At 70.7% G+C, this 7,172-nt stretch carries 8 protein-coding genes; 3 read left to right on the top strand and 5 right to left on the bottom strand.

Annotation, left to right across the window (positions count from 1 at the left end; translation table 11 throughout):
- Nucleotides 1–13 precede the first annotated feature (13 nt).
- Nucleotides 14–469 (top strand): hypothetical protein, encoded by a 456-nt coding sequence (locus tag FUT87_RS06205; RefSeq protein ID WP_404935365.1) that lies wholly within the window; start codon nucleotides 14–16, stop codon nucleotides 467–469.
- A complete protein-coding gene (locus FUT87_RS06200; protein WP_147240434.1) occupies nucleotides 469–1,473 on the top strand; it encodes a tripartite tricarboxylate transporter substrate binding protein in 1,005 nt (334 codons plus the stop codon). The genes FUT87_RS06205 and FUT87_RS06200 overlap by 1 nt, the downstream gene beginning before the upstream one ends.
- A gap of 33 nt (nucleotides 1,474–1,506) precedes the next feature.
- Here FUT87_RS06200 and FUT87_RS06195 read toward each other — a convergent pair whose 3' ends face one another.
- Nucleotides 1,507–2,550 (bottom strand): GAF domain-containing protein, encoded by a 1,044-nt coding sequence (locus FUT87_RS06195; RefSeq protein WP_186830380.1) that lies wholly within the window; start codon nucleotides 2,548–2,550, stop codon nucleotides 1,507–1,509.
- A 187-nt stretch (nucleotides 2,551–2,737) separates the two neighbouring features.
- Complete coding sequence (locus FUT87_RS06190) at nucleotides 2,738–4,936, bottom strand: TonB-dependent siderophore receptor (protein WP_222617056.1); 2,199 nt, start codon at nucleotides 4,934–4,936, stop codon at nucleotides 2,738–2,740.
- A gap of 308 nt (nucleotides 4,937–5,244) precedes the next feature.
- On the opposite strand from FUT87_RS06190, the gene FUT87_RS06185 reads away from it, so the two are divergent.
- Entirely contained in the window at nucleotides 5,245–5,724 is a 480-nt protein-coding gene (locus tag FUT87_RS06185; RefSeq protein WP_147240431.1) for a VOC family protein, read from the top strand.
- 27 nt (nucleotides 5,725–5,751) lie between these two features.
- Here the strand turns inward: FUT87_RS06185 and FUT87_RS06180 are convergent, their stop codons facing one another.
- The 3 genes from FUT87_RS06180 to FUT87_RS30395 form a co-directional block, all read right to left on the bottom strand.
- The gene (locus FUT87_RS06180) at nucleotides 5,752–6,498 is read right to left on the bottom strand and encodes a response regulator (protein WP_255488662.1); all 747 of its coding nucleotides are present in this window, start codon (nucleotides 6,496–6,498) and stop codon (nucleotides 5,752–5,754) included.
- Nucleotides 6,491–6,754, bottom strand: a complete 264-nt coding sequence (locus FUT87_RS30400; protein ID WP_255511695.1) for an ATP-binding protein — start codon at nucleotides 6,752–6,754, stop codon at nucleotides 6,491–6,493. Before FUT87_RS30400 ends, FUT87_RS06180 begins: the two co-directional genes overlap by 8 nt.
- A partial coding sequence (locus FUT87_RS30395; protein ID WP_310735114.1) for a histidine kinase dimerization/phospho-acceptor domain-containing protein occupies nucleotides 6,751–7,172 on the bottom strand: 422 nt, incomplete at its 5' end. The genes FUT87_RS30395 and FUT87_RS30400, both read right to left, overlap by 4 nt.

Here is a 7,172-nt window from a genome sequence, read left to right as displayed (position 1 = left end):
GGAGAGCCCGCGCTTGGCCTCCCGACCTGCGGTCTCCGCAGCGCCCACGTCACACGCAGCACACCCAGCACCGGAGCCCTCAACCCCCACCCGCCAAGTCGAACTCCGCGCTGCCGCTCACGGCCGCACCGGCGACAAGGGCGACCGTTCCAACATCAGCGTGATCGCCTGGCACCCGGCGCTGTATCCGCTGCTGGTTGAGCAACTGACCGAAGATGCTGTCGCGCGCCAGTTTGCGTCCCGCCGCCCGACGCGGGTGACGCGCCACCTGTTGCCGCGCCTGGGCGCGATCAACTTCGTGCTGGATGGCGTGCTCGACGGTGGCGTCAATGATGCGCTGAACCTGGACAGCCACGGCAAGGCCTTGTCCTTCGTCGTGCTGGCGATGCCGCTGATGGTGCCTGAGACACTGGTTCCGTGGCTGCGAGGCCCGGGCATGGATCACAACGAGACGATGGAGACTGCTTGATGACTGTCTTGAAACCGACGACCCGCCGCCGGGCGGTGTTGGTCGCCGCCGCCACATGCGCCGCGACCCTCGCATGGACCAGCCTCGCGCAGGCGCAGACCGCCGCCGCGGCCTATCCGAGCAAGCCGATCACGCTGCTCGTGCCCTTCGCCGCCGCCAGCGCGACGGACCAGTTGGCGCGGGCGCTGGGCCAGGCGATCACCGAGCAGACGCGGATTGCCGTCGTCGTCGACAACAAGGCCGGCGCCAGCGGCATGATCGCGGCGCAGCAGGTCGCGCGCGCCGCGCCCGACGGCTACACGGTGCTGATCGCCACCAACACCACGCAGGCCGCCAATCCGCATCTCTTCCGCAAGCTGTCCTACGACCCGGTCAAGGACTTCGCGCCGGTCACCGGCCTGGGCAAGGGCGGCCAGGTGATGGTGGTCAAGGCCGACGGCCCGTACCGCAGCGTCGCCGATGTCATCGCGCGCGCCAGGCGCGAGCCGGGCAAGGTCAGCTTCGGCAGCGGCAGCGCCTCCAGCCGCGTCGCCGGTGAGCAGTTCCAGCAGCTGTCCCACACGCAGCTGCTGCACGTCCCCTACAAGAGCAATCCGCCCGCGCTGACCGACCTGATCGGCGGCCAGGTCGATTTCATGATCACCGACACGGCCACCGGCCTGCCGCAGATCAAGGCCGGCAAGGTGCGAGCGCTGGGCTTCTCGATGACGCGCCGTTCGCCGCTGCTGCCCGATGTGCCGACGCTCGACGAAGCCGGCGTCAAGGGCTACGACATGAGCTACTGGTTCGCCGCCTACGTGCCGGCGGGCACCCCCGCGCCGGTCGTCCAGCGCCTGCGCGAGCTGCTCGGCGCGGCGCTGCGCAGCGCGCCGGCGAAGGCCTTCTTCGAGAGCGCCGGCGTCGATGCGTGGTCCAGCACGCCGGAAGAGCTGCGCGCCTTCCAGGAAGCCGAGACGCGCAAGTGGGGTCAGATCATCAAGGCCGCCGGCATCGAGCCGGAGTAAGGCGAGGCGACGGGCGCGTCGATCGCGGCGCCTTCAGCGCGCTGGCGCCTGCTCCGGCCATCCCGGACCAGGCAGGTGCTGCAGCTCCAGGGTGATGATCAGACAGCAGGGGCGCCCCATGTACTCGAGCGGCACCGCATTGAGCACGGCCGGATGGATGGCGCCGGCGGCGTCGCGCAGCCGGACCACCATGTCGGTCACGCGGCCCTGACTGCCCAGCACGCGGTAGAAGACATCGCGGTCCTCGGCGATCACGCCGTAGGCATGCGAGGCGGTGGTCGTGCCGGCCACCTCCTGCACCGTCTTGCCGTAGCGCCGGCACAGCGCCTGGTTGGCCTCGACGATGCGGCGGTCCTCCACCGACACGATCGCCATCGGCACCGGCGCCGCGTCGAAGAGGCGCTGGAAGCGGTCCCGCCCGGCCTCGATCTCGCGCAGCGCGGCCTCGCGCGCGCGGCGGCTGTCCACGCTGTCCAGCGCGAACGACAGGTCCGCGCCGAGTTCCTCGAGCCGCGCCATCAGCTCGTCATCGAAGAAGTCGGGCACGCGCGCGCACAGCATCAGCGCGCCCGCGACCTCGCCCGCGCGGCGGATCGGGATCCAGGCGATCGCCCGGATGCCCTGGGCGACGGCCTCCTCGCGCCAGCGGCCGGCCTGCGCGTCCAGCACGTAGTTGTTGCTGACGGCGCTGCGGCCGTCGCGCAGCACGCGCGCGGTGTAGGTGCCCTGGACCTCCGGCAGGCGCAGGTCCAGCGGATCCGGCACGTTGCGCAGCACCTGCGCCGCCGGGCCGGCGAAGGCCACGCGGTGCGCCAGTTCGCCGTCGCGCAGGTAGACGGCGGCCAGGGCGGCGTCGCCGGCATCGACGCAGATCTGGCAGGCCTCGTGGAAGAGGGCGCGTTCATCGTCGATGCGCAGCACCAGGCGATTCGCACGCGCCATCGTGAGCAGCACGCGGCCCATGCGTTCGGCCTGGGCCAGCGCCGCACGGTGCGCACGGCGCTGACGCGCGAGCCCCCACAGCAGGCCCGCGATGCAGGCCGCCATCAGCAGGACGAGGAGTGACGCTGCACTCATGGGATTCCTTCGGAAGCGGGCAGGGCGCGACCGCCACCGGTGATTCACCGGCTCGCGGTCGCCCGTCGAGTATCCCTGTCCGTTCCCGATGCGCGGCATCCGCGCGTCACCCGATCCCGGGATGGACGCGCGCGGCGGCTGGGTGGCCTGCCGCCGCGCCGAGGAGGCGCCCGCCGCCGAAGCCGGCTCAGTACGCGAGCCGCAGCGAGACCGAGTAGTTGGCCGGCGCGCCGTAGTAGGTGTTGTCGTACTGGTCCAGCACGAAGTACTTGCGGTCCAGGAGGTTGTTGCCGTTGAGCTGCACCGACACCTTGGGCGAGACCTGGTAGCGCGCCATCAGCGACAAATTGGTCACGCTGCCCTGGCGCAGCGTCGTGCCGCCGTTGGGCATGCCGACGGCCGCCGAGCTGGACGACTGCCAGTTGAGACCGCCGCCCAGCGTCAGGCCGGGCACCCAGCGGGCCGCGTCCCAGGTCGCGAACAGCCGCACCATCGTGCTCGGGATGAAGGTGCGGATGGTCTGGTCGTCGCCGTCCTTGGTGATGTAGCGCGTCCAGCCCAGCGAGGCCTGCACGCCGTCGACCAGCCGGCCCGACAGCTCGAACTCGAAGCCGCGGGTGCGCGTGCCGTCGATGGCCTGCGAGGCGGTGGTGCCGTCCGGCAGCAGCACCGGCGCGCCGGTCACCGGGTCGAGCACCGGCGCCGCGACGTTGTCCTGCTTGGTCTTGAACAGCGTCAGCGAGGTGTTCAGGCGCTTGTTGAAGTGCTCGCCCTTGATGCCGACCTCCACCGAGTCGCCGTCCATCGGGTCGAGGTAGTGGCCGTTGATGTCGCGGCTGCTCTGCGGCTTGAAGATGCCGGTGTAGCTGGTGAACACCGAGAACTCGGGCAGCACGTCCCACACCAGGCCGGCGTAGGGGATGGCCTTGGTGTAGTCGTACTTGGACGTCGTCGGCGAGTCGTAGACGTAGAAGGAATCGATCTTCCAGCGGCCGTAGCGCGAGCCGCCGATCAGCTTGAGCGAGTCCGTCAGCGACAGCCGCGCGGCGGCGTAGACCGCGTCCTGGTCGGTCTTGATGTTGTTCAGCGGCGTGGGATCGGCCCAGGCGGGTTCCGGGTAGCTGCCGTTCCATTCGAAGAAGTTGCCCACCGGAGCCAGGTCGCCGGCCACGGCCTGCTCGGTGCCGGTGTTCTTCGCGCGCGAGCCGTTGTAGCCGAGGACCAGCTCGTGCTGGCGGCCCAGCAGCTCGAAGGGGCCGGAGGCGTGGACGTCGAGCGCGGTCTCGGTGATCTTGCCCTTGCTGCGGTAGGCCCAGGGCGCCAGGCCTTCGCCGGTCGCCGGATCGGGCCAGCCCGAGACGTAGAACAGCTTGACGTCTTCCTTGTAGACGCGGCGGCTCAGCGACGACCGCAGCGTCCAGCCATTGCCGAACTGGTGGCGCAGCTCGCCGAAGACGGTCTGCGTCTTGCGGTCCCAGTAGGACCAGTCCGGCGCCGTGGTCACCGAGGTCGGCCAGTCGGCCTGCGTGCCGTCGGAGAAGAACTTCGGGAACGAACCCCAGGTGTTGCCGCGCGGCTTGTTCTCCAGGTATTCGAAGCCGGCGGACACGCGCGTGGCCGGCGTCAGGTCCGCGTCGACCACGCCATAGAGCACGTTGCGGCGCTTGTGATAGAGGTCCTGGTAGTTGTCGGTGCTCTCGACCACCGCGACGCCGCGGGCGCGGATGCGGCCGTCGGCGGTCAGCGGGGTGGAGGCGTCGAGTTCCGCGCGGCGGTTGCTCCAGGAACCGGCGGTCAGCTTCAGCGACGCGGTGGTCGTGCGGCTGTCCGCGTGCTTGCGCACCAGGTTGATCGACGCCGCCGGATTGCCGGCGCCCGTCATCAGGCCGGTGGCGCCGCGCACGACCTCGATGCGGTCGTAGAGCGCGGTGTCCAGGGTCTCGTCCACCGAGCCGGTGCTGAAGTTGGTGTGGGCGGGCACGCCGTCGTGCATCAGGGTGTCGACGAGGAAACCGCGTGCGTAGAACAGGACGCGCTCGGTGTCGTAGGCGTTGGAGTAGACGCCGGGCGTCACGTCCAGCACCTGCCGCAGCGAGGTCAGGTTCTGGTCGTCCAGGCGCTGCCGCGTCATGACGGTGATCGACTGCGGCGTCTCGCGTGGCGACAGCGTCAGCTTGGTCGCCGAGGCAGTCTCGGAGGCGGCATACCCCTCGGCGCGCTGTCCGCTGACCGTCACCGGGGCGATGGTGACGGGCTTGTCGGCGTCATCGGCGGGCGCGGCCGATGTCATCGAGGCGGCGCCGGCGGCCGACCCTTGGGCGGCGACGGCCGCCGCGAACAGGGACGCAGCCGCGGCGACGCCGGCATGGCGGAAGCTCGAACGCACAGCGGGGCGCCGGACCAGGCGCGGGAGGGATCGGATTCGCATGGCAACAGGAAGCCTCGCCAGCGTCGTCGGCCGGCAGGCATCAGGAAATGGGGAAGTTGTTGATAGTAATTCCTATTTGAGAACATTCTCATTTGGCGCGTGCGCAGCGCGTGACGAGGCGTGCGAGCTGTTGTCGAAATGGCACGCGGCCGCTCGTCGTGGGGGAGGAGACGAGGCCTCGCCAGGGGTATGCCGGTTGCCCGACCGACCGGCGCCGCGGACGATGTCTCGCCGATCCTCGTTGCAATCCCTTGATGGAGATCCCCATGCTTGCGAAGAACACCATTTGTGTCTGGTACGACCGCGACGCCGAGGAGGCCGCGCGCTTCTATGCGAAGACCTTCCCCGACAGCCAGGTCGGCCGCGTCACGCGGGCGCCGGGCGATTTCCCGTCGGGGCAGCAGGGCGACGTGCTGGTCGTCGAGTTCACCGTCTGCGGGGTGGCCTGCATCGGCCTGAACGGCGGGCCGCAGTTCAAGCAGACCGAGGCCTTTTCCTTCCAGATCGCGACCGACGATCAGGCCGAGACCGACCGCCTCTGGCACGCGATCGTCGACAACGGCGGCGCGGAGAGCGCCTGTGGCTGGTGCAAGGACAAGTGGGGCGTGAACTGGCAGATCACGCCGCGCGTGCTGACCGATGCGCTGCACGATCCGGACCGCGCCGCGTCGCAGCGCGCCTTCGCCGCCATGATGGAGATGGGGAAGATCGACATCGCGAAGATCGAGGCGGCGCGGCGCGGGTGAGCGCGGCTGAGCGCGGTGGCCGGGCGCTCAGCGCTCGAAGCGGTATCCCACGCCGTAGATCGACCGGATGCGGTCCGTCCCCGCGCCGGCCTTCTCGAGCTTGCGGCGCAGGTTCTTGATGTGGCTGTCGACCGCGCGCTCGGTGACCTCGCGGCCGTCCACGTGCAGCAGGTCCAGCAGCTGGGTCCGTGCGTAGACCCGGCCCGGCTGCGTCGCCAGGATGTGGAGCAGCCGGAACTCGATCGGCGTCAGGTCCAGCGGCTGGCCGCGCCAGCTCGCCTTCCAGCCGGATTCATCGATGGACAGCGGCTCGCTGCCCGCCGCGAAGGCGGCCACCGCGGCCGCCGTTTCCACTTCGTGCGCGCGGCTTCGGCGCAGCGCCGCCTTCACCCGCGCCATCACCTCGCGCGGGCTGAAGGGGTTCTTCGCGATGTAGTCGTCCGCGCCGGTCTCCAGGCCGGCCAGCCGGTCCGATTCGTCCGCCCGCGCCGTCAGCATCAGGATGGGCACGCTGCTGACCGCGCGCAGCTCGCGGCACAGCGTCAGCCCGTCGATGCCCGGCAGCATCAGGTCCAGCAGGATCAGGTCGTGCCGCCGCGCCGTCCAGGCCGGGATGACCTCGCGCCCGTCGGCCACGCATTCGGGCTCGTGCCCGGCCGCGCGCAGGTAGTCCGCCAGCAGCGCCGCGAGCTTGGGTTCGTCCTCGACCACCAGCACCCGCGAGGGCCCCGGTTCCATCGGCATCGGCGCCAGGCCCGCCGCGCGCTCAGCCATGGACCGGCAGCTCCACCCGCATCCACAGGCCGCCCAGCGGCGAGGGACGCGCCTCGATGCGGCCCTCGTGGGCCTCGGCGATGCGCTGGCAGATCGACAGCCCGAGCCCGGAGCCGCCACCGCGCCGGCTGCGCGAGGCATCGACGCGGAAGAAACGCTCGAACAGCCGCGGCAGGTGCTCCGGCCCGACGCCGGGCGAGGTGTCCTGCACGTCGATCACCGCATGCTCGCCGCTGCGCCGGGCGCTGATGCTCAACGCGCCGCCGCATCGGTGTAGCGGCAGCTGTTCTCGAAGAGATTGCCCAGCAGCTGCCGCAGGCGGCGCTCGTCGCCGAAGACCCGCAGCGGCTGCTCGGGCAGGTCCAGCTGCAGCGACAGGCCGCTGCCATGCAGGCGCTCGCCGAAGGCGCCGGCCGTCACGCCGATCAGCTCGCGCAGGTCGACCTCCGACTTGCGGTAGGCCAGCGCGCCCACGTCCGCCATCGACAGCTCGTGCAGGTCGTCGACCAGCTTGTGCAGGATGGCGACCTCGCCCTGCAGCGAGCGCAGCGCCTGCGCGTCGAGCTTGCGCACGCCGTCCTCCAGCGCCTCCAGCTCGCCGTGCAGCACGCCCAGCGGCGTGCGCAGCTCGTGCGAGACGTCGGCCAGGAACTCGCGCCGCATCGCCTCGTTGC

The organism is Mitsuaria sp. TWR114, assembly GCF_007997345.1.
The sequence above is the reverse complement of the archived record's forward strand: the minus strand, read 5'-3'. Positions and strand labels throughout refer to the sequence as shown.

Bases quoted from the DNA above. Each gene is read 5' to 3' on its own strand.
- FUT87_RS06185 (WP_147240431.1), top strand. From the start codon at position 5,245: ATGCTTGCGAAGAACACCATTTGTGTCTGGTACGACCGCGACGCCGAG.
- FUT87_RS06180 (WP_255488662.1), bottom strand. From the start codon at position 6,498: ATGGCTGAGCGCGCGGCGGGCCTGGCGCCGATGCCGATGGAACCGGGG.
- FUT87_RS06195 (WP_186830380.1), bottom strand. From the start codon at position 2,550: ATGAGTGCAGCGTCACTCCTCGTCCTGCTGATGGCGGCCTGCATCGCG.
- FUT87_RS06200 (WP_147240434.1), top strand. From the start codon at position 469: ATGACTGTCTTGAAACCGACGACCCGCCGCCGGGCGGTGTTGGTCGCC.